We start from the raw sequence: 23,171 nt of genomic DNA on the forward strand, positions 1-23,171 counted from the left end.
GGCGTCAGGGCGTTGTCAGTCCCTGGCGCGTATCATGATCCGGACACGCGCCCGTGATTTCTGGAGGGGCTGCTCCGGCAGGGGAAAGAATTACCGGAGGCAGGAAAGGACGGGTCCGTCACGCACCTTCGACGTCGGGCGGATACAGGACGTCTTCCGCCGTAGGGGGATAGATGTCCTGTTCACCTTCGGGCGGATAGATATCTTCGGCCTGCGGCGGTTCGCCCGCCACTTCACCGGCAAGACGATCGGCAACTTTTTGCAGCACGTCCGTTCGTGAGTAGAAGCCGCTCTCCATCCGGTCTCGGATTTTCGAGAGTCGCTCTTCGCTCAACGGCGGGAGCTCCTGGAGGGCCTTGCGTGCGAAGGCGATTTCTCGGCCCCGCTGCGTGTTCGGAAGACGCCCCCGAACGACGTCGGAAAGCTCGATCCGATCCTGAGGCAGGGCGGAGGGTGCGCCGGAGGGATGAGCGGCGGGCGCGCCGGATTCCGTTTTTCCGGCTTCACCGGGCGAAGTCGGCTGAATGGGCGTGGCCCCTTGAAGGCCCGATGAGGCAATGTTTCGAATATCCATAACACTGAAGCGGGTTAAGTCCGCTGTTCACACGATGGAGTCGCGAAGAACGGTGATGATAAGAATGGGAGCATCAAACGGTGAAGCAGTTGCGGAGCGCCAGAGGGGGAGCCTTCTTCACGAACTAGCCCTGAAGATTTTTGTTCAACAGGGGGCGGCGAGGCGGGCGCCGGCGGTAGGTCTGATGCGCCGTGCGATGGGTCGTCAGACGTGCGAGCGCTTCGCTCAACCGGGTCTCTTGCCGTGCCAGGGCTTCCTCCAGGCGTCGTTGCTGCCGGACCAGGCCGGATGCGATCTCCTTCCGTTCCGCCGGCGGGATGTGGGCCGCGTCGTGCAGGGAATCAATCAAGGCAGTGCGTTCGGATAAGCGCTGCAGAAAGGCGTCGAGGTCTTCTTGCATCAACGCTTCGTACATACGATCTCCGAGATCAAAAATTGATTGAATCAGAGGGGATTGCATGGCATCTCACTGGTCTAAGGAGCAGTACATCAAAACATATGCCACTCTTCCGAAACCAGGAGATCAGAAGCCAAAGAAGCTGCCGAGGGTTTGTTGTTGACCCTGAAACAGCGCGAGGGCTTCCTGGAGCCGTGCGAACTGTTGACGGAGTTGATCTTCGCGTTGCGTGAGTCGGTCCTCGTAATCGGTGATCTGGTCGTCGAGGCGGGAGATGCGGTCGTCGACGGAATCCATGCGATTGTCGATCAGGCCGTCCGTGCCGATGTAGGTGTCGAGGCGATCTTTGAGACGCGTGGCGATGCCGTCGCTCCCGGAGAAGAGGGACTGGACGGCGTCAGCGTTTTCGCTGAGCGCGTCGGTGAGGGCATCGGTGTCGGAGAGTTCGAGGGTGCCGTCGTCGTTGATCGTAATCCCGATCTCGGTCAGGAGCGTGGGAGCGCCGACGGGCTGCCCGGTCACCTGCTGGGCAATGTCGCTCCGCATGCCGAATTTCAGCCCGGTGAGCAGCGAATCCCCGGCGAAGTCCGCCCGGATGTCGAGGTCGCTGTCGACCTGTGTGTTTCCGTCGATGAATTCGAGGATTGCGTTGTATTTGCTGATGAAGTCGCTGATCTGATCCGTGATGCCCTCGGTGTCCGGTCCGACGCTGAAGTCAAAGGGATCGCCGACCTGCTTGAGGTCGAGCGTGAGTCCCTGGAGGGCATCGGTGACCTGGTTGCTGCTCCGGTAGATCGTGAGGCCGTCGAGGACGAACTGGGCGTTGAGTTCCGAATCCGTCTCGCTCGTGCCGACGCTGGTTACCTGACCGCCGCCGGTCCCGGTGGCGACGGCGGCGTTGGTGACGTCGAGCTGGGCCAGAAGTCCCGCGGCGGAGTCGGTGAATTCGAGACGGTTGGCATAGCCCGTTTGCCCGCTGCGGAGCGAGAGACGAGCGGTGTCCGTAGTTTCGTTGACGACGGAAGCGTTCGCCGCCTCGACGGTCTGGATCGTGCCGGCGTCGATAGCGGCGTCCATCGCATCATTGATCGCGAGGGAGATCTCGTCGAGGATTTCTTCGTCTGTCGTGCCCGTAGGGTTGACGGTGACGGAAATCGCCACCCGGTTATTGGGATCCGTATCGGTGGGACTGGTGACGTTGATCTCGAAGGTCTGCTCTCCATTCGTGTCGAAAAAGCTTCGCAGGGAAGAACCGCTGGAGGTATACTGTTGCGAGATGCGCGTATCGGTCGAGGCCAGGCGGAGCACCTGGAGTGAATGGCTGCCGAGAGGAGCCTCGTCGCCGGCAGTGACGGAAAAAGACGTGGCGTCCGAGAGCTCCGCCGAGCGGGCCGCGAACGGGTTCGAGAACGTGTCGGTGAAGCTCGAGAGCAGCGTATGCAGCGAAGAGACGTCGCTGTCGAAGGTGTCGAGTGCCGAACTGATGCGATCCTGGGTATCCCGTTTGACCTGAAGATCATACAATGGTTGGCTCTCAACCTGAATGATCTGGCTGATCAGCAGCTCATAAGGATCGTTGGCCTTGAACGTCTGGAAGGCTGCACTAACCATGGCTCACGAAAGGCTTTGTGGGATAAAAAACTCCCGGAAGGAGTCGTTCACGCGCGTTGCGCATCAGGCCGCTTTACGGCCAATAACCTGTTCTTTCCATACGGAGCGGAGATCGTTCAGTAACTCCTGAATCAGATCCAGATTGCCGCTGATACTTTCCCGCAGACAGAACTCGTAGATGTTGTACAGGCCTTGCGCGATCTCACCGCCCTGCTCAAAGTTCAGGCTGGAGATCAACTCCTTGAGCACGGCCCGCAGCTTGTGGCGGTCTTCTCTATGACAGGCGGCGATGCCGATGTCATAGAGCTTGGTGATCAACTGTTCCGGTGATGCAGACGAAACCGCTTGCTGCTGGTACTGACGCATGCGGATAGCGGTATGCATAGCTTTTCTGAGTTGGATTCAAGAGGTCGGGTGGGTGACAAGGCGTGTGCCTGAATGCTTCTCTCGTTTTTTTGGCAGCCTGAACGTTGCCGTTCTTGATGGCGCGGAAGCTTTTTCCCGGGATGGACACCTTTTCCGGTCGGTCAGTCCTGCCGGGAATGCTCTCTGAAGCCTGTTATCGGCGAAAGAGGAGAAAGGCTTAAGCCGGAAAAAGGGGGGGCAGGGCCTCCCCCCGCGAAAATCGGGAGCTCACGGGGAAGGTGCGGGATGGAAGCCAACATCGAGGCATAGTCGATTGGCACGCAAACGGCTTCGATCCCCGAAGCATAGGCGCCCCGGCGCTCCCGCTTTACGGATCACTTCGAATCGTGTGGGTCGTTGGGCGGGAGATCCAGGCTGGTTTTCAGTCGCCACAGGCAAAACCGAAGTACAATATGGCCCGAGCCGCACGAAGGCTGGAACGGAACAGGAGACGAGAACCGTCCCTGAGCCTCAGCATGATGGTCAAGAATGAAGCGCAGACGCTCGAGAAGGGATTACGTCTGGCCCGCCCGTATGTCGACGAGATCGTGGTGATCGATACCGGCTCGACCGACGGGACGCAGGAGATCGCCCGAAGATATGCGGACGTATTCGAGGAAATCGCGTGGCCGGGGTCTTTCGCAGAAGCCCGAAACTACACCTTCGAAAAAGCTTCCGGTGATTTCATCTTTGTTCTCGACGGCGATGAATATCTGCCGGATGCCCAGCACTGGAAGCGTGTGCGGAAGGCGCTCAGGAATCCCAGGCTTGCGGCGCTTCAGGTGCTCATTCGTAACCTGTTGCCGGACGGGCAGATCATCGCCGCGGATCGTATGTGGCAGGAGCGGGTGTTCCGAAACGATCCCGGGATACGATATGAGGGCCGGGTGCATCACCAGGTGCACGACGCGCTCGTGGCCTACATGGCTCGCACGGGGCGGGAAGTGCGCCGCGTCGAAGCCGAGATCATCCATACCGGCTATGCGTTGTCGAAAGAGAAGATGGCGCAGAAATACACGACCCGGATCGATCTGCTGAAGCAGGAATATGAGCATCCGCGCGCGGCGAAACACCGGGCCTATTATGGCTATCAACTCGGGGTGGTCTATTTCGTCCTGCACGAATATGAAGAAGCGGCCCGCCTCTTCAATGAACTGGAATATGCGTATCTGTCCCCGGACAACGCTTTTTATACCCACCTTCTCGCGGCGCAAACGGGTCTGAAGATCAACAATATTCCTATGGCCCTTGTGCACTCGAACGAGATGCTCACGATCAATCGGGAGGAACCGGTGGCGTATTACACGACCGGGCTTGCGCTTCTCGGCGCCCGGCAGATCGGAGACGGCGTGCTGATGTTGCTGGAAGCGTTTAACCTCAATGACGCCGCCGGTTCATCGGTCCGCTTCGTGCTCAGTACCGACGAGTTGCTTCGTGTGCTGAGTGTCGTGTGCGGAAAGATTGGGCTTGACGACCATGCCCGCGTGTTCAATTCCTTGAGGGGAGAGGAGACGTTTAACCCGGAGATCGTCAAGGCGCTGATCAGCTCCCTGAAGACGGGCATCGTGCACGCGGAGATGCGAGGGGCAGCCTAGCGACGCGTTGTCGCGGGAGAGCCGAGCAGGGAACCGCCTTTGACGGAAAAGCAAACAGCCCCTCCACTTTCGTGGAGAGGCTGTGCCGGATAGAGTGCCAGTCCATCCAGGAACCCATGGGAGCTATGCCAGAACCGTTCCCAGGGTGGGTATCAGCGTTAAAGCTAGAACAGCGACAGCACGGCCTGCGGCGAGGAGTTTGCCTGCGCCAGAGAAGCGATGCCGGTCTGCTGGAGAATCTGGAGCTTGACGATCTCCATCTGCTCTTTGGCAAAGTCGGCGTCTTCAATCCGGCTCCGGGCCGACTCGTTGTTCGTGATCGCCGTCGAGAGGGCGTCCTGCTTGAAGGAAAGCCGCTTCTGGCTGTCACCGATGTCGGCGAGCTTGTTGGCGACGGTCGTGATGGCCGAGTCGATGGTGCTCAGCAGCGAGGTGGCCGCCGAGGCTGAGGACACGTCGATGGAGCCGGTGGCCACGCCGAGCTGTCCGACGGACATCGTGCCGACCGTCACGGAGAAGGAGTCTGAGGATTCCGCGTTGACCTGGAACGAGAAGGCGCTGGACGTGAAGAGCGCCGTGCTGTTGAAGGTCGTGTCTCCGAGAATGTCGGTGACCTCTTCGGAAAGCGCCTTGAGCTGATCCGAAATGGCGCTTCTTTCCGAAGTGCCCATCGTGTCGTTGGCGGCCTGGACGGTTTTCTCCTTCATCGTCTGAAGGATGTCCATCACGGTGCCCAGGCTGCCCTCGGCTACGGTGAGCATGCTCTTGGCGTCGCCCACGTTGGAAAGGGCCTGGGCCTGGCCGCGGACTTTTGCCTCGAGCTTTTTGGCAATGTTGAAACCAGCGGAGTCGTCTTCGGCACGGTTTATGCGTTTACCGGTGGCAAGCCGCAACTGGCGCATGCCGAGGTTCTGGTTCGTCATCTGCAGCTGGTTGAGAGAATCCAGCGCTTGCAGGTTCGTATTAATTCGGGTTAAATCTCCGAAAGCCATAATATTCCCTCCTTTAGGTTAGTCTGAGTCGTTTAAAAGGCACTGAGGGGGGTCTCAGGTGCGGGACTGTGTGGCAGCACGGTCCCGCACTTTCTTTTTGCTCATCCGTCGCACTCCCGAGGGGGCGTCATCCGAGCGGTTTCCGTTGGTCAAAGTCGGCTTCCACGGTGGGACGCCTTCTTACTGGAGCAACTGGAGGATGGACTGCGGTCCCGCATTGGCCTGGGCCAGGGCCGCCGTACCCGTCTGCTGCAGAATCTGAAGCTTGACGATTTCCATTTGCTCCTTGGCGAAGTCGGCGTCCGCGATGCGGCTTCGCGCGGCTTCGTTGTTCGTGATCGCTATCGAGATCGCATCCTGCTTGAACGTCAGCCGCTTCTGGCTGTCACCGATGTCGGCAAGCTTGTCTGCGACGGTGGTGATCGCCGTGTCGATGGTCGATAAGAGGGACGTGGCCACGGAGGCCGAGGACACATCTATCGAACCGGTGGCGAGACCCATCTGTCCGACCGACAGGGTGCCGATCGTGACGGCGAAGGAGTCGCCGGATTCAGCGTTCACCTGGAAACTGAACGTCGCCGACGTGAACAGCGCGGTGCTGTTGAACGTGGTGTCGTCCAGAATGTCAGTGACTTCATCGGAGAGGGCCTGCAATTCGTTCTCAATCGCAGTGCGCTCCGAAGTGCCCATCGTGTCGTTGGCGGCCTGGACGGTTTTCTCCTTCATCGTCTGAAGGATGTCCATCACGGTTCCAAGGCTGCCCTCGGCAACGGTGAGCATGCTCTTGGCGTCGCCGATGTTGGCCAGTGCCTGAGCCTGACCCCTCACCCGTGCTTCCAGCTTCTTCGCGATGTGGAAGCCGGCCGAGTCATCTTCGGCCCGGTTGATTCGGCTGCCGGTGGCAAGCCTCATCTGGCGGACGCCAAGGTTTTGATTGGTCATCTGAAAGCGCCGAAGCGCATCCAGCGACTGGATATTCGTATTGATTCGAGAGAAATCTCCGAAAGCTCCCATGATACCTATCCTGGTTGAGTGAACGGTTCTGGACTAAGAGCAATTGGCGGTTGCTGAAGGGTATATCGTCCCGTTGATTCCAGACCTTAAATATTTTTTCTTCGGAAGCCGGTTTTGGTGAGCCGGCCTGCCGGAAGGGATAGACGAGTCCGATTCTTTTCTGAACCCGTCTCCGGACCAGGGCATGCTGCGGGCGGGCGGTAGGCGGCTCTAAGGGCGTCTCAGGGACGAAATCCGTAACCGCGGGGCGGCCGAACGCAAGCACACGCGGGTGACGGCCTGGACGCCCCTGCCTTTTTTCGGGAGGGGCGGAAAACAATCGCTCCCGGCGCATATCTTCGGGGCGTATCCTGAAAGAGAAACGGCGCGAGCCGGGACGCCATGATGAAAGCTGTTGTCGTCCGTCACCCCGGCGGTGTGGAGGCGCTCGCGATGGGCGTCCGGCCGAAGCCGCAGCCGGGCCCCCGGGAACTGCTCGTGCGTGTGGCGGCGACGGCGCTCAACCGGGCCGATTTGCTTCAGCGTGAGGGGAAGTATCCGCCGCCGGAAGGAGCGAGCGACATCCTCGGGCTGGAACTCGCGGGGACCGTCGAGGCGACCGGGGCGGAAGTGCGGCGCTGGAATCCGGGCGACCGGGTCTTCGGGCTTCTCGCGGGAGGCGGGTACGCCGAATACGCCCTCCTGCACGAGGACCTGGCCATGGCGATCCCGGAGGGGCTCTCCTTCGAGGAAGCGGCCGCGCTCCCGGAGGCGTTCCTCACGGCCTATCAGGCGCTGTACTGGCTCGGCGAGATGCACCCCGAGCAGTGGGTGCTCATCCACGCAGGCGCCGGCGGCGTCGGCACCGCGGCGATCCAGCTCGCCCGGGCCGCCGGGGCGCATCCTCTGGTCACCGCTTCGGCGGCCAAACACGAGCACTGCCGGAGCCTCGGTGCCATGCAGACCATCGACTATCGCTCCGAGGACTTCGCCGTCCGGGTACGGGAGGCGACCGGGGGGCGCGGCGCGGACCTGATCCTCGACTTCATCGGCGCTCCGTACTTCACACGCAACCTTCGGACGCTCGCCGTGGACGGGCGGCTCGTCCTGCTCGCCACGATGGGCGGGGCCGGCCTCGAGGGGCTCGACCTCCGACTCCTCTTCAAGAAACGCGCAAAAGTGGTGGCCTCGACGCTTCGCAATCGCAGCCTGGCATACAAGATCCGGCTCACGAAAGAACTTGCCCCGCTCCTGCGTTTTCTCCTCGAAGAAGGACGGGTTCGCCCCGTGATAGACTCCGTGTTCGACTGGGAGGAGGTCGCCGAGGCGCATCGGCGCATGGAGGCCAATCGCAACGTAGGCAAGATCGTCTTGCGCGTGCGGGGAGCCTGAAGAACCTTTTCCGGCCAAATAACGTACGGCATCACCGTTGTCCCGACCCACGGATCCGCATCGACATGTCCCCACGATATCTCTTTTTTCTGGCGTTCGGCCTGTTTGCGCTCACCGCCTCGGCCCAGGACGGGCACATCGTTCAGCCGTACAAGCAGTTCACCCTCGAAAACGGTCTGAACGTCATTCTCCACCGCGACGCTTCCACGCCGCTGATCAGCACCAACCTCTGGTATCACGTCGGTTCGGCGTATGAAAAACCCGGGCGAACGGGCTTCGCCCATCTCTTCGAGCACCTCATGTTCGAAGGCTCGAAGCACGTGCCGGAGGGCAAGATCGACGAGTGGTTCGAAGCCGTCGGCGGCTCGCCCAACGGCTCGACTACGAACGACCGTACGAACTACATGCAGACGTTCGCGAGGAACGGGCTCGAACTGGCGCTCTTCATCGAATCCGATCGCATGGGCTATCTCCTCGACGCGATGACGCCCGAGAAAGTGGATGGGCAGCGGGACGTGGTCAAGAACGAACGGCGGCAGAGTTATGAGAATCGGCCGTACGGACTCGCCTGGCAGACGATCGGAGAGAACCTCTATCCGCCCAATTTCCCGTATCACTGGCCGGTCATCGGCTCTATGGAGGATCTTTCGGCGGCGACGTACGAGGACGTCGTGGACTTCTTCAAGACATATTATACGCCGAACAATGCAAGCCTCGTCATCGCCGGGGACATTGACCTGGAGACGACGCCGGCGCTCGTGGAGAAATGGTTCGCGGAGATCCCGGCGGGGCCGAAAGTGGAACCGCTCTATGCCCCGACGCCTTCGCTCGAGGCCGAAAAACGGATCGTCATGGAGGATCGGGTGCAGTTGCCCCGGCTGTACATGGCGTGGATCACGCCGCCCGCCTTCGCGCCCGGCAACCCGGCGGCGGACGTGGCGGCGGAGATCTTCGCAGGTGGCAAAAACGCCCGGCTGTACGAGCGGCTCGTGTACGACCTCCAGATCGCCCAGGACGTTTTCGCTTTCCAGAATTCCAAGAAACTCGCCTCCGAGTTTTTTATCGTCGCGACGGCGCGCAGGGGGCACACGCTCGAAGAATTGCGGGCCGTGATCGACGAGGAGGTCGCCCGTCTTGCCACGGAAGCGCCGTCCACGCGGGAGATGAGCCGCGTGGTCAATCAGAACGAGACGGCTTTCCTCGAACGGCTCGAACTGCTCGGGCAGAAGGCCGATCAGTTCAATGCCTACTTTTACTATACGCGCAACCCCGACTATTTCAACGAGGACCTGAGCGCACTCAAAGCGCTGAGCCCGAATGACGTGTCGGCTTTCGTGAGCGCCTATCTCCAGCCCGATCGTCGCGTCGTGCTCAGCGTCGTCCCGGAGGGCGCCGCCGCCCTCGCCGTTCCGGACAGCCGGCCCGCCGCCGAGACGACGCCCCCCGGCGACTGATCCGCCGGTCCCGCCGCTCGTCCGCCTCGCCATGCTTTTCCTTCAGCCCCTCGGATCATGAAACGCAGTCTCTTCACCTTTTGCCGGTTCTTCGTTGTAGCGGTGATTCTCGGGTCTGCGCGACCGGCAAAGGCACAGACGCCGGACCGGAGCGTGCCGCCGCCCGTCGGTCCCGCTCCGCACGTCACGCTTCCGCCCATCCATACCTTCACGCTCTCGAACGGTCTCAGCGTCTGGGTCGTGGAGAAGCATCAGGTCCCGCTCGTGCAGGCGCTCCTGCTCGTCGAAGCGGGGCAGGCGTATGAGCGACCGGGACAGTACGGCCTCGCCGACCTCACCGCCGACATGCTTGACGAAGGCGCGGCCGGCCGCTCGGCGCTCGAGCTCTCCGACGCGATCGATTATCTCGGCGCCCGTTTCTCCGTCAGCGCCTCCGATTTCCTCACCACGGTCGGCCTCCGCGTGCCTACGGAGCGTTTCGACGAAGCCCTCGGGCTCATGGCCGACGTGACGCTTCGGCCCGACTTTCCGGAGGCCGATCTCGAACGCCTTCGGCTCCAACGCCTGACGGAGATGCTCCGCCGCCACGACGAGCCGAGTGAGATCGCCGGCGCGATGCTTTATCAGACGCTCTTCGGCAAGGACCACCCGTATGCGCGGTATCCGCTCGGGCGGGAAGCCGACCTCCGGCGGTTCACCACGGAAGACCTCCGAGCGTATTATGCGGCGCACTACGGGCCGGCCCGCGCCGCGCTCATCGTGGTGGGAGACGTCACCGCGGACGAGGTGATGCCGAAGCTCGAAGCGGCGCTCGGCGCGTGGTCCTCCGAAGCCGGGCCCTCCGAGCCGGATGTGCCGGACGTCCCACAGGTGACGGGGCGGACCGTCTACCTCGTCGATAAGCCCGGCGCGGCGCAGTCGGTCATCCGTATCGGACGCGTCGGTCCGGGACGCGACACCGGCGATTATTATGCGATTCAGGTGATGAACACGATCCTCGGCGGCTCGTTCACGTCGCGGCTGAACCAGAACCTCCGGGAGGACAAGGGATACACCTACGGCGCTCGCTCGAGTTTTGACATGCGGCGGAAACAGGGGGCCTTCGTCGCCGGAGCCGACGTGCAAACCGCCGTCACCGGTCCGTCGCTCGCGGAGTTTATGAAAGAGCTTCGCGGCATCCGCGAGCCGATCCCGGCGGAGGAGGTCGACCGGGCGAAAAACTTCCTCGCGATGCGTTTTCCGGCGAATTTCCAGGCGGTGCGTCAGGTAGCCGGGCGTCTGGCCGAACTCGAAAACTTCGATCTGCCCCTCGATTCCTTCGAAAAATACACCGACGGCATCCTCGCCGTGACGGGAGAGGCCGTCGCGGAAGCCGCGCGAAAATACGTCGATCCCGACAACCTCGTCCTCGTGGTCGTGGGGGATCGGAGCGTGATCGAAGAACAGGTGCGGGCGCAGGGCCTGGGACCGGTGAAGATCCTTTCCGTCACCGACGTGCTCGGGGCGCCTCCGGAGTTTTCGGGCGAGTCGGACTGATCGCTTTTCTCAAAGACGGGGCGTGCGCGGATCATCGACGCCCGGTTATCCCTTCGCCGGAATCTCTTCTCCCGATTCCACCTCCTCGATGTCGATGGGCGGGAGGTCGTGGTACCACTCGTGATGAGGCGACCATCGTCCGCATCGGGGGCAGGCGGTGTGCCGCCATACTTTTCCGCAGCCCGGACAGCGGCCCTGCGTATCGAAGGTGTTCCAGAGGGTCATACATTCGCATTGCCACCGGTCGTGGGGCCGGGGTTCATAGGCGCACTTCGGACAGGCGATTTTCATGGCGTCGTTCGGCTCGATGGAAAGGAAAGCGTGGCAGACCGGGGTCTTTCCCCATCGTATGACGCGGCGGCGCGTGAGGTTCGGCGGACTCCGGAGTTTTACGGGAGCGCCGTTTCACGGGCCGTCACGCCGAGGCCCGGGCGGTCGGGGAGGGTGATGCGCCCGTTGTCGAAGCGTATGCCGGAGAAGGGGTCGTTGGCGAGGTGGACCGTGCCGTCGAGGTCGAGGAAGTCGGCGAGCGGGGCGAGGTGAGCGGCGGCCGTGACGGCGACGGAGCTTTCGATCATGCAGCCGAGAAGGACCTTCATGTCGAGCGCTTTCGCCACGGTGATCATGCGCCGCGCTTCGTGGAGTCCGCCCGTTTTGGCGAGCTTTACGTTCACGCCGTCGGCGGCCCCGGCGAGCACGATGGCATCTTCGGTTCGGTGGGCGCTCTCGTCGGCGATGAGCGGGGGGACTCCGGCGGGGAGGTGGCGGCGGAGCACGTGCCAGTCGTCAGGGTCGCCGGCGGGGATGGGCTGTTCGATGAACAGCAGGTCGTATTCGGTCAGGCGAGGGATGAACAGGGCGGCTTCGCGGACGCTCCAGGCGCTGTTCGCGTCCACGCACAGCCGGGCGCCGGTCTCCTCGCGGGCGATGCGGATGATCTCCTCGTCACGCTCCGTTGAGCCCGAGCCGATTTTCAGCTTGAGAATGGGGGCGTCCCGGTGACGCGCGAGGGTTTTTCGGAAGGCGGCGTTGCTCTCGGGGATGCTGAGGGTGCGGGCGCTGAGGGGGGCGCGCTCGGGGTCGAGGCCCCACAGACGATAGAGGGGATGGCCGAGTCGCTTGCCCCAGAGATCGTGGAGCGCGAGGTCGACGGCGGCGCGGGCGGGGGCGGGGCCGGGGGGAAGGGCGTCGAGGACGTGCACGAGCGGCGGCACGTCTTCGGCGAGCAGTGCGTCGAGGTCGAGGCGATGGAGGTAAGAGACGACCTCCTCCATCGAGAGGCCGTAGTACGGAGGGAGCGCGCCCTCGCCGAGCCCGTCGCCGAGGTGGACGAGGACGTTGTGCCGTTCGGTGCTCGTGCCGTGCGCGATGCGAAAAGGCGTCGCGAGGCGGAGCGTGAGCGTTTGAACGGTCATCTTCATCGAGGCACGAGCGGGCGCGTCAGTTCGTGAGGCTCCGGATGGGAGCAGGGATGCGCCCGCCGCGAAGGGCGAAGGGCGCGTTCGAGAGCGTGGAGACGGCCATGATGGGCGCGCGGCCGAGGAGCCCGCCGTAGTCCGCCACCTCGCCGACGCCTTTGCCCCACACGGGGATGAGGCGGCACGAGGTCGTCTTGTCGTTCACCATGCCGATGGCGAACTCGTCGAGCATGATCCCGGCGAGGGTCTCCACGGGCGTGTCGCCGGGGACGGCCACCATGTCCAGCCCCACGGAACAGATGGCCGTCATGGCCTCCAGCTTTTCGAGGGTGATGTGACCTTTCATGGCCGCCTGCACCATCGCCTCGTCTTCGGCGACGGGGATGAACGCGCCGCTGAGGCCGCCGACGTGGCGGGCGGCCATCAGCCCGCCCCGCTTGACGGCCTCGTTGAGGAGGGCGAGGGCGGCCGTCGTGCCGGGGGCGCCCACGTCTTCGAGCCCCATCGCGATGAGGATTTCGGCGATGGAGTCGCCCTCGGCGGGCGTGGGCGCGAGCGAGATGTCGACGACGCCGAAGGAGATGGGCATGCCGGTCTTCCGGCTCAGGAGCTCGGCGCATCGATGCCCGACGAGCTCGCCCGCGCGCGTGATCTTGAAGGCGGTGCGCTTGATGGCGTCGGCGAGCGCCCCAAAGCTCGCCGAGGCGCCCACCTCACCGACGGCGCGGAGGATGACGCCCGGCCCGGAGATGCCGACGTTGATCGTAGCCTCGGGCTCGCTCACCCCGTGAAAAGCCCCGGCAATGAAGGGGTTGTCCTGGACGGCGTTGCAAAAAGCCACGAGGCGGGCGCATCCGATGGAGTCACGGTCGGCGGTCAACCGGGCCGTCTCCTTCACGGCGCGGGCCATCGCGAGGACGGCGTCGCCGTTGATGCCGGCCTCCGTCGAGCCGCAATTGACCGAGCCGCAGACCCGCTCCGTGGTCGCCATCGCTTCGGGGAGCGCCTCGATGAGCGCGCGGTCGCCGGCGGTCATGCCCTTCTCGACGAGCGCCGAGAACCCGGCAATGTAGTCGATCCCTACGTGGTCCGCCGCCACGTCGAGGATCTGGGCGAGGGCAATGAAGTCGTCTCGCGAAGCGCCGTCGGCCACGAGCGCCATCGGGGTCACGGAGACGCGCTTGTTCGTGATCCGAACGCCGAAGAGGGCCTCCACCTCTTCGGCCGCGTGCACGTGGTGCGCCGCCGTCCGCCGGATCTTGTCGTAGACCCGGGCGCGCACGGTCTGCGGAAGACGGCTGCTGCAGTCACGAAGCGAGATCCCGAGCGTGATCGTCCGGATGTCGAAGTTTTCGACCTCGAGCATCTGTACGGTGTCGATGATCTCTCGGATGTCGTAGCGCATGGAGGAGACCGGAGATTCGAGGAAGTGGGGTTCGGGAAAAAGAGAGGTTCACGGGACGTGCTCCGACGCGATACGTCGCCACGCGTCGGAAGGTGCGCCGGTCAGGGACGGTGCATCGCGAGAAAGAGGTCCTCATGCTGAACGATGATGCGGACCTGCAGCCGTTCCCCGATCTCGGAGAGCTTTTGCTGAAGGGTGCGCACGTCGCCGCGCATGTTCGTGATGTCGGTGAGCATGATGAGCGTGAAGTATCCCTGAAGGATTTTCTGTGAGACGTCGAGGATGTTGCACCCGGCGTCCGAGACGACGTTCGTGATGGCCGCGAGGATGCCGGGCCTGTCCAGGCCGTACGCCGTAATGATGGCGCGTTCGCCCGGCTCGGGGGAGACGAAAGGAGCCTCGGGCGCGGGCGTGGTTGCCTCGCCGTATACTTCGTCGAGGACGACCTGAGCCACGGCTTCCACCCGGTCCGGGGTGGCGTCCGGGCCCATCGCTTCGGTGACGCGTTCTACGAGGCGGCGGATCTGGGTCATGAGCATCGGGTTCGGTCGGAGGGAAGAGGATCGGAGCGGTGGAGGCCCCGGTCCACACAGTCCCGCCAACATACCAAATTTCCGGCTCACGCTCCACCGTCCATCTCCGGGGAAGTTTGAAGAAAGGAGCCGTTCGTCTCTGCGGTCCAAAAAAAAGCCGCGCCCGTTTCCGAGCGCGGCTTTCTCTACTTCGCAAAGAGGAGGCTATTTCTTGGGTTTGGTCAGCGCCGTGAAGAACGCGTTCACCTGTCCGCCCCGCGTGACGCGGGCGACTTTGACGATGAACGTCTTGCCGGGCTCGATCTTGTCGTAGATCTCCTGAAACTCGGCCGCGTTCCGGACGGGTTTGCGGTCGATCTCGGTGATGATGTCGTACTGCAAGAGTTCGGCTTCCCGGAAGGCGTCACTGTTTTCGTCGATGTTGACGACGAGCACGCCGGTCACGTCCTGGTCGGTGAGGCCAAGCCGCTCCACGGTGGCCGGGGTGAGGTTGCGGATCTCGAAGCCGAGGTCCTCCTTCATCACGTCGGAGTTCCGGTCTTTCGGGCGCGGTCCTTCCGCCTCGGCGGTGCGGTCATCCGGGCGCGTGCCGAGCGTGACGGTCGTGGTGTGGCGTTCGCCGTCGCGCACATAGGTGAGGTCAACCGTGTCGCCCGGGTGCTTGTTGCCGATGATGGTCAGGAGCTGGTAATTGTCCTGAAGCTCCCGTCCATCGACGGCGACGATGACGTCGCCTTCCTTGAGGCCGGCCTCGTCGGCGGGGGTGCCGGGCTGGACCTCCGAGACCAGCGCCGATCCGCGCGGCACGTTCCAGGCTTCCGCAAGGGCCGGACTCACCCGTCCGAAGAGGACGCCCAGATAGCCCCGGCGAACGCTGCCGCTCTCGATGAGCTGGTCCGTCACGTTCTTCACCACGTCGACGGGGATGGCAAAGCCGATGCCCTGATAGCCGCCCGAGCGCGAAAAGATCGCCGAGTTGATGCCGATGAGCTGTCCTTCCAGGTTGACGAGCGGGCCGCCCGAGTTGCCCGGGTTGATGGCTGCGTCGGTCTGGATGAACGCCGCGAAGGTGTTGAGCTGGCTGAGGTTGACGCTCGTGCGCCCCATCGCGCTCACGATGCCCGCCGTGACGGTGTTGCCGAGATCCTCGGAGAGCGGCGAACCGAAGGCGAGCACCCACTGCCCCACGCGCACCGTGCCGATGTCGCCGAAGGTGATGGCGGGCAGATTCTCGGCGTCGACCTTGATGACGGCGAGGTCGCTGGCGGGATCACTCCCGACCACCTGCGCCTCGTAGAATTCTCCGTCGAAGAGTTTGACTTCGAGTTCGTCGGCGCCGTCGATCACGTGGTTGTTCGTGATGATGTAGCCGTCGGAGCGGATGATGACGCCGGAGCCGAGCGCCTGGGAGCGAAACTCACGGTTCTGATCGCCGCCCGGCGCGTTGAAGAAGTTTTCCCAGGGCGTGCCCTCGAAGGGATTGGTTAATTGCTGCCGGACCACTTTCTCCGAATGTATCTGAACGACGGTTGGATTGATGGTCTCGGATACCTGGATGAACGCCTCTTCGAAGTTGCGGGCTTCGCTGCCGAGCCGCACGGGCGCTTCGGCGCTGTCGTTGAAGGCTGCGGCGTGGCTCGCCTCGGTCCAGGCAGCGCCGGAGGTGAAAAGGTTCGCGCCCGCCGTGGTGAAAAGAATGCCTGCAAGGAAGGCAGCCACCACGAGGACGAGAGCGGAAGTTTTGCTTTGAATACGCATAGGTGTCCTCTCTGTATTTGAAAAGGTGACGCGAAAAGTGAACGGCGTCACCGGCTTTGTGAGTAGGATAAAGGGTTCTACCGTCAATCTGGCAGAAGAACAGGCTTGATCTCAAGCGCCGGAGTGGAAGAAAAAAGCATGCCGACCGGGCGGGGCGCCGAAGGAGCATCCATCATCGCCCTGTCCGGGAAGGGCCGCGGGACGGGTCGCTTTCGGCGCGCGTCAGGCGATAAACGGAGCAGGGAGGGGAATTCGTATGCGGCGGCGGAAAAGCCTGCGGCTCTGGAGAGAAGGGGGGAAGCGGAGCGCACGCGCGGGCGTCACAACACCTGACGGCGCTTGTAGCCTTTGCCGGGGGCCGGCGTTTGCTTTCGAGCCTGGGCCTCGAGTTTCCGCGCGCGCGCTATGGCCCTTTTAACCTTTTGGACGAGCAACGCATGGCTGAAGGGCATGATGACATAGAAGTTCACGCCCGCATTCACCGCGTCGAGCACATCCTCCGGCGTCCCTTTCGAGGAGAACAGGACCACCTGGGTGTGTTCGTGTCCAGGGGTCTCTCGCAGCGTTCGGGTCAGTTCCAGCCCGCTCATGTCTTCGAGATCCGCTCCGGTGATGATGACGGAAATGCCGTTTGCCGTGGCAAGCTGGACGGCCTGTGATCCTGAGGTAACCTCAAAAAGATCCATTATGCCCGCCGGTTGCAACGTGTTGCGGACCATTCGACAGACCGTGGTGGATTGATCGGCGATCAGGATGTTCATGATGAAAGGTGAGCTCTCGGAGTGCGGGGGTGGTGGTGGAGAAGATACGGCTGGTGGGGATTATCCGAGCTTTTTTACGCCTGAGAGTGTGGTGGAGGTCAGGTTCTGGACGTAATAGTCGAGGTGCTCTCGTTCTGCTTCAAGCTCGGCAAAGAGTGCGTCCGAAGTCTCGAACTGCGGCAGGTCGGTAGTGATGATCTTGTCCCAGAGCGCATGATTCCGGCAGTGGTCCCAAGATACTTTGTGCGTGAACGAGTAGCCGATGGCTTTGGCCATCATGTTGGCGGCGGCCGTGGCGCGAAGGAGCCGGTTCGTGGACTCGTCTCCGGTGTCCCGGTCGAAGTCGTGGTGAAGACGGATCACCTCGGTGAGGGCGTCGGGGAAGCCGAGCTTGCGGGCCACGTACTCGCCGGCCTCGGTGTGGTCGCAGCCGAAGAGGAGTTGTTCGAGTCCCCGCATGTCTCCGGAGAGAATCTGCTGGTCGTAGGTCTGGCGTTCGTAGAGTTCGACGGCGTCGTCGGGATAGTTGTAGACGAGGATGATCTTCCCGAAGTCGTGGAGCAAACCGGCGGTAAAGCTTGCCCCGATGTTTTTTGTTTTGCGGCGGGGCATGTGCAACCGCGGGGGTCCCTCGATGAGATGGCGGGTCAGAAAAGCCGTAGCGATGCTGTGGCGGATGAGGCGCAGATAGAGCCTGGAGGCCGGACCTTCGAGGGCGGAACGCAGCTTGAGCATGTTCATCCCCATCACGATGCCGGTCACCGCCACGGGACCGAGCATCACCACGGCCCGCTCCACGCTGTCGATGGAGCGTTGGAGCCCGTAGTATGCGGAGTTGACGATCTGAAGCAACCGCGCCACCACGATGGGGTCGCGCTCGACCATGGTGGTCACCGGCTCCATCTCGAGTTGGTCCGGCTGGTTGATCAGATCCATCGCCTCCACGAGGGTCTGAGGCAGCGGCGGGCTGCGCAGTTCCAGATTGCTCAACGTCGGGCGAAACCGCCCCTTAACGCCGTTTGATGATCCGTGCATACTCATTACGGCTCGGAAACTGGGACGTCCCCTCCGGGAGAGGGCACATCGTGGGTGATTCAGGCGGCAAGGCTGAGAGCGCCCGGCTTCGTGAGGGCGCGGGCCTCGTCGAGCTTCCCCTCGCGGATGCACAGCGCCACCAGCCGACGGCGGAGGAGCTGGCTCTGCGGCTCGCGCGAGAAAGCGTTTCGGTAGAGCGGCAGGGCCTCTTTGGTCCATCCGCTCTGGACGATGGTCTGAAGCAGTTCGTCGGCGAGTTCGGCGGGACGCTCGGCGATCAGGATCGCGGCGGCGGCGGCGGCATCCTCGGGGCGGTTGCGGTAGAGCGAGAGCCGGAACCAGTCTTCCAGGACCTCGGTGGGCATCGACGGGAGACCCTTCGGATAGGCTTCGTTCAGATGCCCGGCGACCGTTTCCCATTCGCCCAGCCTCCAGCTCCACGACGCGAGCGCGTGCAGCCGGTCGATGCGGCGGAGCGGCTCATCCCATACCGGCACCGGCCGGGCGATTTCCAGGTTCGACAGATGCATGTAGGCTGCCTTGAAGGCGCGCTGAACGGCAAGGATCGACAGGTGAATCCGGTGGGCGGACCACTGTTCGGGGAACAGGTCGAGGGAACGACCGGCCTGTCTCCGCGCGCGGTCGGTGGCTCCACTGTATAATTCGGCAGCGGCCAACCCCACCTTTAATGCGGCGCGCTCGCTTGCGGCGAAGAGCCGCTGCTCGTCGAGGATGTGCCGGGCCCGCGTGAGCGCCAGGGCCGGGTTGCCCGTGTGGAGCGCATCCCATATCGGGTGAATGGTCTCGGGCAGCTTCTCATGCGGCGTGAAGCCGAGGTCGGGCAACCGGTAGTTGGCGAGGAATCCCTGGGTCTGTCGGGTCGTGATTTTGCGTAGCATAGCTCTTGGCACGGGGTTGTTTATCGGAGGAAGTCAAGGAGGGTGTTCTGCTGGAGGGTGGCCATCATCTGGAGCGTGGCCTGAAGGCTCGTCTCCGTGCGGTTCAAATCAAGGACGACCTCGGTGACGTCGGCATCTTCGTAATACGAGCGCCGGCTCTCGAATTCGATGCGGGCGCTTCCGAGCTGTTCGTTGATTCGGTCGAGGCGGTTGGCCAGGTTGCCGGCCTCGGTCGCGGTGTCGAGAAGGTGGTCGCGGGCGGTGATGAGGTCGCCCAGGGCGGTGTCGATCTGGGTCGCGTCGTTCGTGCGGATGGCGTCGATCATTCCCTGAAAGGCTTCCGTGATCGTGAAGCCGGAGCCGGTGTCGAGGATCCGCTGCCCGGTGATGTTCACGTCGAGGTTCACGTCCGGGCCGACGGCCCGGGTGCGGCCCTCGTCGTTGCCGTAGTAGGTGATGCCGGCGCCGTCGGCGGTGGCGGAGCCGTCCTGCTCGAAAGGCCGCACCGTCGTGTTCGTGCCGGCGAAAAGGTATTCGTCATCTACCCTGGTGTTCAGCACGTCGAGGATCTCGGAGAGGGAACTCTCGAGGCTGGAGGCGATGGATTCCCGGTCCTCGTCGGACAGGGTGTCGTTGGCGGCCTGGATGGCTTCTTCATGCGCGCTCGTGAAGAGGTCGGTGAGCGTGTTGAGGTTATCCTGGGTATGATCCACCCAGCTCTGTGCGACGACGATGGACTGCTCGTACTGATCGTATCGATTCGTGATCACCTCGAGCTTGCGCGCCCGGGAGAAGCTCTGGGCGTCGTCGGAGGGACGGTTGACGCGCAGCCCCGTCGAGAGCTGTTCGCGATACCCGGCCAGGTCCCGCTGACGCACCTGAAGCATACGCTCCAGCGAGACGCTGTCGAGGCTGATCTGTCGGGCGAGGCTGATCGATCTCATGAAAAGGCGGAGTTGGGGTTCGTCGGATTAGAGGGCCAGGAGGGTGTCCATCATGCGCTGCGCGGTGTCGAGCACGCGGGCGGTGGCGGCGAAGGACTGTTGAAGCTCGATCATGCGAGTCATTTCCTCGTCGATGGAGACCCCGGATACCCCGCTCTCGATGGCGTCGAGGTAATCGACCACGCCGGTCTGACTCTCGGCCATCGTGGCGGTCGTGGCGACCTGTGCGCCGATGTCGCTGACGAGGTTGATGGCGAAGTCTTCGGCGGTGTCGGTTCCCCCGTTGAAGAGCGGGGCGTTGCGCAGGTCGGCCAGCGCGAGCGCAACGGCATTGTCTCCCTCGGCGGCGGCGTCCCCGGAGGCGGCGATGACGTTGGCGTCGGCGAGGACGTCGTCGGAGACGCGGATCGTGCCCGCCGTCACGCCGGAGGGATCGAAGAAGTCGATGCCGGTGCTCCCGTCGAGGCCGTATCCGCCGCTGTGGAGCGCGTTGATCTCCGTGACGAGCGTGCTCGCCATCTCGTCGAGGGCGGCGCGGGCATCGGGCAGATCGTCGGTGAGGGCGCTCACCCACGCGCCGAACTTTCCGTCGTCCGTCCCGCCCGTATTGAGCGTGACGCCCGAGTCGCCGAAGGAGAGGACGGGCGCGCTCCCGCTCAAATCCAGCGCCAGAGGGGTGGTGACGTCGCCCTGCACGACGGCCATGCCGTTGATGGTGATGAGGTAGCCGTCGTTCCCGCTCTCACTCACACGGACGGGCGCGAATTCGGAGAGGTCCTTCACCAACTGATCGCGCGCGTCCTGCGCGGCGAAATCGGGGGTGCCCTGATTATCGGCCTGCGCGATGGTGCGGTTGAGCTCCGCGATCCGGGTCAACAGGTCGTTCACCGCGTCGACGCCGTCGGAGAGGTCGGATTCCGTCTGAGATTGCAGAAACGTCAGGTCGGCGTCGAGGCGGTTCAGGGTGTCGGCAAAGGTCTCGGCCTGGTTGCGTACGTTGAGGCGCTCCGCCGTTCCGAGCGGGTTGTCGGCCAGGTCGCTCCATGCGTTCCAGAAATCGTTGAGCTGGCTGTCGAGCGAGCCTGTTCCGGTGGGGAAGAGGCCTTCGACCGAGCTCATGATGCGGTTCTTTTCCTCGGCGTACCCGAGACCGCTTTTCGCTTCCCACGTCGCCTTCGAGAGCAGTTGGTCGCGCACGCGGTCATACGAGCCGATGGAGGCGCCGTAGCCCGTTGCGCCGGGACCGATGGAACGGCTGTAGATCCCACGCCCCACGAAGTCGGTGGCTTCCAGCGTCACGCGCCGCCGGTGATATCCTTCCGTCTCGGCATTCGACACGTTCTGCCCCACCACGTTCATGGCGGCGTCGAGGGTCTGAAACGAACGGCGGCTGATCTGAAAAAGCTGATTGATACTCATGGGTCGGTGCGGTTACCCCATTTTGTTGACGAGAGAACGGGGCTGGGCCGTCTGTGTGGCATCGCCCGAGGCCGTGTAGATGCGGGCCGGGGGCGGCACGTCGAGGTCTTGCATGACCTGCAGCATCTCGCGCCCGAGCTTGACGGCATACTGCAGCGCAAACTCGAACGCTTCGCAGCGTTGCCGGGTCTGACGTGCGCGTTCGTGGATCCGTCCGCGGGCCTCGCGGAGCCTTTGCGCCTCGCCGGCGGCATCGGGAAGGTTCTCGAGCGCCGCGGCGAGGCCCTCGAGCGAGACGTCGCCGCCTTCGAGGCCGAGCAGCCGTCCGAGCAACCGGGCCTGACGCTCCCGCGCCTTTCGGAGCCCTTCCATCGCGTGCACGGCTTCGTTGACCTGCGCCGTCGAGGATTCCAGGACCTCGTGCTGGTGGCGGCGCAACGCCTCGATCTGATCGTTGAACGTCTCGTGCAGGCGGGCAAGCGTCTCTTCCTCCTGTCGAAGGGTGTCGCGCAGACGTCCGGCGATGCTGAGCAGGCCGTTCCTGTTCGGAGATTCCGGGAGCGAGGTCATGGCAGGGTCCGGTCGGGGGTCGATTCGTCAGGGGATGCTTCGGCGCCGGTCCACTGGCGCAGAAGCAGGTCGGAGAGCCGAAGCGTGCCGCTCTGGACGAGATGCTTCGTCAGTTCGTCGGCCAGCACGTCGCGCTGGGTGTTCTGGTACGTCTCCATCCATCCGGGGGCGTCTTTTCCGGCGAGGCTCGTCTTGAAGAGACCGTCCGTCATCGTCTTGACGAACTGCCGGGCAAGAATCTCCTCGAACTGTTTCGCGGCTTCTTCCGGCGTCCGTGCCCGGCTCAGGGCATCGGAGGAGCCGGGCGCGACCGGTCCGGTGGTGAGGTTTTGTTCGTTGATCTGCATGGCTCAAAGGATTACGAGTTCACCCTGGAGGGCTCCGGAGCGGTCGATGGCCTGGAAAATGGCGATCACGTCGCGGGCGGTGAGGCCGAGGTCGTTCAATGCGCCGGCGAGCTGGTTCACGTCCGTGTTCGGCGGCAGGACCACCGAGCGGGTGCCTTCCTCCTCGATGCCGGCCGTCCCCGCCGCGCCGGCCACCGTCTCACCGCCCGATAACGGCGGCGGCTGCGAAACGAAGGGGTCGGCCTGGGTGGTGACGATGAGGCTGCCGTAGGTCACCATCACTTCGCTGATGCGCACGTTGCCGCCGGCGACGACCGTCCCCGTGCGCTCGTTGATGACGACGCGGGCCGGCAGATCCACCTCGATCTCCATCGCTTCCAGATCCGCCATGAAACCGGAGACGCCGCCCGGATGCGCACCCGTCTTTACACGGATGAGCCCGGCGTGCGACACCTCGGCGACCCCGGGGAACTGTGTGTTGATGACTTCGGCGATGCGCGCGGCGTTCGTGAAATCCGGTCGTTTGAGGACGAGACCGAGGGCCGTCGTCGCATTCAAATCGAACGGCGGGGTCTTCACGACGAAGCCGCCGCCGGGGATGCGCCCCGTGTTCGTATGGTTGACCTGTACGCTCGATCCGAGGGAGGAGGCCAGGACCGAGCCGGTCGAGACGGGACCCTGGGCCGTCGCATACACCTCGCCGGTGTTCGCGTCGAGCAGGGGCGTCTGCAGGAGGATGCCGCCGGAGAGCGAACGGGCGTCGCCGAGCGAAGAGAGCGTCACGTCGACGCGGCTGCCGGGCGAGCTGAAGGGATCGACGGTGGCCGTGACCATGACGGCGGCGGCGTTGCGCGCCGTGACGAGGGCCGGATCGACCGTGATGCCGAAGTGCTGAAGCATGTTCGCGATGCTCTGCACCGTGTGCGGCGAGCCGCGCCGCCCTCGCACGCGGTCGCCCGTGCCGTCGAGCCCGACGATCAGGCCGAAGCCCGTGAGCTGCAACGGAAGCGCGCCCTCGATGCGCACGAGGTCCTTCAAACGGGCGGAGTTGCTGTGCTGACCGTGAACGGGCGCGGCCAGCGCCAGACCCGTCAGCGCAACGAGGAGATAGGTTCTAAATCGTGCCATCATGA

Annotated in this window: 23 protein-coding genes; 4 read left to right on the forward strand and 19 right to left on the reverse strand. The window is 63.6% G+C overall.

Going from position 1 to position 23,171, the window contains the following annotated elements; translation table 11 throughout:
- Positions 1 to 118 precede the first annotated feature (118 nt).
- The 4 genes from AC1HIY_RS08705 to AC1HIY_RS08720 form a co-directional block, all read right to left on the reverse strand.
- Entirely contained in the window at positions 119 to 574 is a 456-nt protein-coding gene (locus tag AC1HIY_RS08705) for a hypothetical protein (protein ID WP_479576337.1), read from the reverse strand.
- Between the two features lie 124 nt (positions 575 to 698).
- Positions 699 to 1,034 carry a flagellar protein FliT gene (fliT, locus tag AC1HIY_RS08710; protein WP_479576338.1) on the reverse strand — a complete coding sequence of 112 codons (336 nt, stop codon included), beginning with the start codon at positions 1,032 to 1,034 and terminating at the stop codon, positions 699 to 701.
- Between the two features lie 63 nt (positions 1,035 to 1,097).
- Complete coding sequence (gene fliD / locus AC1HIY_RS08715; protein ID WP_479576339.1) at positions 1,098 to 2,582, reverse strand: flagellar filament capping protein FliD; 1,485 nt, start codon at positions 2,580 to 2,582, stop codon at positions 1,098 to 1,100.
- Between the two features lie 63 nt (positions 2,583 to 2,645).
- Positions 2,646 to 2,966 (reverse strand): flagellar export chaperone FliS, encoded by a 321-nt coding sequence (locus tag AC1HIY_RS08720; protein ID WP_479576340.1) that lies wholly within the window; start codon positions 2,964 to 2,966, stop codon positions 2,646 to 2,648.
- 497 nt (positions 2,967 to 3,463) lie between these two features.
- Between AC1HIY_RS08720 and AC1HIY_RS08725 the strand changes: the two genes are divergently transcribed.
- Positions 3,464 to 4,582: a glycosyltransferase gene (locus tag AC1HIY_RS08725; protein WP_479576341.1), complete on the forward strand. Its 1,119-nt coding sequence runs from the start codon at positions 3,464 to 3,466 to the stop codon at positions 4,580 to 4,582.
- Between the two features lie 164 nt (positions 4,583 to 4,746).
- Here AC1HIY_RS08725 and AC1HIY_RS08730 read toward each other — a convergent pair whose 3' ends face one another.
- On the reverse strand, positions 4,747 to 5,574 hold the full coding sequence (locus AC1HIY_RS08730; RefSeq protein WP_479576342.1) for a flagellin: 828 nt from the start codon (positions 5,572 to 5,574) through the stop codon (positions 4,747 to 4,749).
- A gap of 180 nt (positions 5,575 to 5,754) precedes the next feature.
- Complete coding sequence (locus tag AC1HIY_RS08735) at positions 5,755 to 6,588, reverse strand: flagellin (protein ID WP_479576343.1); 834 nt, start codon at positions 6,586 to 6,588, stop codon at positions 5,755 to 5,757.
- A gap of 384 nt (positions 6,589 to 6,972) precedes the next feature.
- Here AC1HIY_RS08735 and AC1HIY_RS08740 point away from each other — a divergent pair, with 384 nt between their 5' ends.
- The 3 genes from AC1HIY_RS08740 to AC1HIY_RS08750 all read left to right on the forward strand — a co-directional run bounded on the left by AC1HIY_RS08740 (position 6,973) and on the right by AC1HIY_RS08750 (position 10,949).
- Positions 6,973 to 7,959, forward strand: a complete 987-nt coding sequence (locus AC1HIY_RS08740) for an NAD(P)H-quinone oxidoreductase (RefSeq protein WP_479576417.1) — start codon at positions 6,973 to 6,975, stop codon at positions 7,957 to 7,959.
- 65 nt (positions 7,960 to 8,024) lie between these two features.
- Positions 8,025 to 9,413, forward strand: a complete 1,389-nt coding sequence (locus tag AC1HIY_RS08745) for a M16 family metallopeptidase (protein ID WP_479576344.1) — start codon at positions 8,025 to 8,027, stop codon at positions 9,411 to 9,413.
- A gap of 57 nt (positions 9,414 to 9,470) precedes the next feature.
- Positions 9,471 to 10,949, forward strand: a complete 1,479-nt coding sequence (locus tag AC1HIY_RS08750; protein ID WP_479576345.1) for a M16 family metallopeptidase — start codon at positions 9,471 to 9,473, stop codon at positions 10,947 to 10,949.
- Positions 10,950 to 10,994: 45 nt separating this feature from the next.
- Here the strand turns inward: AC1HIY_RS08750 and AC1HIY_RS08755 are convergent, their stop codons facing one another.
- From AC1HIY_RS08755 to AC1HIY_RS08815, 13 genes are all read right to left on the reverse strand, one after another.
- On the reverse strand, positions 10,995 to 11,240 hold the full coding sequence (locus AC1HIY_RS08755) for a hypothetical protein (protein WP_479576346.1): 246 nt from the start codon (positions 11,238 to 11,240) through the stop codon (positions 10,995 to 10,997).
- A gap of 98 nt (positions 11,241 to 11,338) precedes the next feature.
- Positions 11,339 to 12,364: a mandelate racemase/muconate lactonizing enzyme family protein gene (locus AC1HIY_RS08760; protein WP_479576347.1), complete on the reverse strand. Its 1,026-nt coding sequence runs from the start codon at positions 12,362 to 12,364 to the stop codon at positions 11,339 to 11,341.
- Positions 12,365 to 12,389: 25 nt separating this feature from the next.
- Positions 12,390 to 13,772 carry a DUF711 family protein gene (locus AC1HIY_RS08765; protein ID WP_479576348.1) on the reverse strand — a complete coding sequence of 461 codons (1,383 nt, stop codon included), beginning with the start codon at positions 13,770 to 13,772 and terminating at the stop codon, positions 12,390 to 12,392.
- 101 nt (positions 13,773 to 13,873) lie between these two features.
- On the reverse strand, positions 13,874 to 14,305 hold the full coding sequence (locus tag AC1HIY_RS08770) for an ACT domain-containing protein (protein WP_479576349.1): 432 nt from the start codon (positions 14,303 to 14,305) through the stop codon (positions 13,874 to 13,876).
- A gap of 204 nt (positions 14,306 to 14,509) precedes the next feature.
- On the reverse strand, positions 14,510 to 16,063 hold the full coding sequence (locus tag AC1HIY_RS08775; protein WP_479576350.1) for a Do family serine endopeptidase: 1,554 nt from the start codon (positions 16,061 to 16,063) through the stop codon (positions 14,510 to 14,512).
- Between the two features lie 320 nt (positions 16,064 to 16,383).
- Positions 16,384 to 16,824, reverse strand: a complete 441-nt coding sequence (locus AC1HIY_RS08780) for a response regulator (protein WP_479576351.1) — start codon at positions 16,822 to 16,824, stop codon at positions 16,384 to 16,386.
- 60 nt (positions 16,825 to 16,884) lie between these two features.
- Positions 16,885 to 17,859 (reverse strand): HDOD domain-containing protein, encoded by a 975-nt coding sequence (locus AC1HIY_RS08785; protein WP_479576352.1) that lies wholly within the window; start codon positions 17,857 to 17,859, stop codon positions 16,885 to 16,887.
- 59 nt (positions 17,860 to 17,918) lie between these two features.
- Positions 17,919 to 18,758: a tetratricopeptide repeat protein gene (locus AC1HIY_RS08790; protein WP_479576353.1), complete on the reverse strand. Its 840-nt coding sequence runs from the start codon at positions 18,756 to 18,758 to the stop codon at positions 17,919 to 17,921.
- Between the two features lie 20 nt (positions 18,759 to 18,778).
- Positions 18,779 to 19,702 carry a flagellar hook-associated protein FlgL gene (gene flgL, locus AC1HIY_RS08795; protein WP_479576354.1) on the reverse strand — a complete coding sequence of 308 codons (924 nt, stop codon included), beginning with the start codon at positions 19,700 to 19,702 and terminating at the stop codon, positions 18,779 to 18,781.
- Positions 19,703 to 19,729: 27 nt separating this feature from the next.
- The gene (flgK, locus tag AC1HIY_RS08800) at positions 19,730 to 21,121 is read right to left on the reverse strand and encodes a flagellar hook-associated protein FlgK (protein WP_479576355.1); all 1,392 of its coding nucleotides are present in this window, start codon (positions 21,119 to 21,121) and stop codon (positions 19,730 to 19,732) included.
- Between the two features lie 12 nt (positions 21,122 to 21,133).
- Positions 21,134 to 21,691 (reverse strand): flagellar export chaperone FlgN, encoded by a 558-nt coding sequence (gene flgN / locus AC1HIY_RS08805; protein WP_479576356.1) that lies wholly within the window; start codon positions 21,689 to 21,691, stop codon positions 21,134 to 21,136.
- On the reverse strand, positions 21,688 to 22,038 hold the full coding sequence (locus tag AC1HIY_RS08810) for a peptidoglycan hydrolase (RefSeq protein ID WP_479576357.1): 351 nt from the start codon (positions 22,036 to 22,038) through the stop codon (positions 21,688 to 21,690). The genes flgN and AC1HIY_RS08810 overlap by 4 nt, the downstream gene beginning before the upstream one ends.
- A gap of 3 nt (positions 22,039 to 22,041) precedes the next feature.
- Positions 22,042 to 23,166 carry a flagellar basal body P-ring protein FlgI gene (locus tag AC1HIY_RS08815; protein ID WP_479576358.1) on the reverse strand — a complete coding sequence of 375 codons (1,125 nt, stop codon included), beginning with the start codon at positions 23,164 to 23,166 and terminating at the stop codon, positions 22,042 to 22,044.
- Positions 23,167 to 23,171: the final 5 nt, after the last annotated feature.

Source organism: Rhodocaloribacter sp., assembly GCF_056451265.1.